Below are 1032 nucleotides of genomic sequence, written 5' to 3'. Positions count from 1 at the left end.
GAGCACCCGCCCGGCCGCGTCGTACTGGCGCTGGTCCACCACTTCGTTGTCTCGACTGCTGACCGTCAGCCGCCCCAATGCGTCCCAGGCATAGCGCTCGGTCACCTCCTGGTTGCCCTGCACGCTCCAGCCGAGTTCGCCACCCGGCACGATCTTCGTGCCCACGTAGGTGTCGCTCAACCGGTTGCCGCCCGCGTCGTAGCTGTAGCGGTGGCCACTGCCGCCCAGGGTGCCGCCGCCCGCATCCAGCGCATCGGCCACCGTCTGGCGGTTCATGGCGTCGTACTGGTTGTAGCTGTCGCTGACCTGGTCGGCACCGGCGGCCGGATCGTTCACGCGGGTGCGCACGTGGGTGCGGTTGCCCACGGCGTCGTAGTCCACGTTGATCGTGATGCGCCCGTCGCCCACCCAGCGCATGCGCCCGAGGGCGTCGTAGGCAATGCGGTTGTCCTGGTAGGTGATGCCGCCCTGGACGGTGGTCTCTCTCAGGTGCCGTCCACCCAGGTCGTACTGGTAGCGCGTGGTCTGGCCCAGGGCGATGTCGTTGATCTGCACCAGCTGGCCAGCCGCGTCGTAGCTGTAGACCCGGTTCTGGCCCCGGCTGCTGCTTTGCGCCACGAGCTGGCCGGCGTGGTCGTAGGCGTAGCTGTGGCTGGCCCGGCCGATGTCGATGTAGCCCGACAGGCGGCCCCAGCCGTCATAGCCCCAGGCCGAGACGGCGCCGTTGCCGTCGGCCTGCAGCACCTTGCGGTTGAGCGCGTCGTAGCCGGCGAGGGTGCTCTGGCCTTCGGGCTTGGTGGTGCGGATGAGGTTGCCGCGCAGGTCGTAGGCGTAGCGGGTGGTCTCGCCGGCGCCGTTGGTGCTCGACAGCAGCCGTCCGGCCTGGTCCCAGCGCTGGGTCTCGGTGAGGTTGGCCTGGCCGGCATAGGCCGGCGACAGGCCGTTGCTGCCCTGCCAGCTGTAGACATCGGCCAGGGCGTGGGTGGTCTTGATCAGGCGGCCGAGCTTGTCGTGGGTGTACCAGGTGGGTGC

At 69.5% G+C, this 1032-nt stretch carries 1 pseudogene; it reads right to left on the bottom strand.

Annotation, left to right across the window (positions count from 1 at the left end):
• A pseudogene (locus ACT54X_RS28755) lies at nucleotides 1–1032 on the bottom strand (hypothetical protein); the annotation flags it as partial.

The organism is Pseudacidovorax sp. DMC4 (assembly GCF_056314265.1).
The sequence above is the reverse complement of the archived record's forward strand: the minus strand, read 5'-3'. Positions and strand labels throughout refer to the sequence as shown.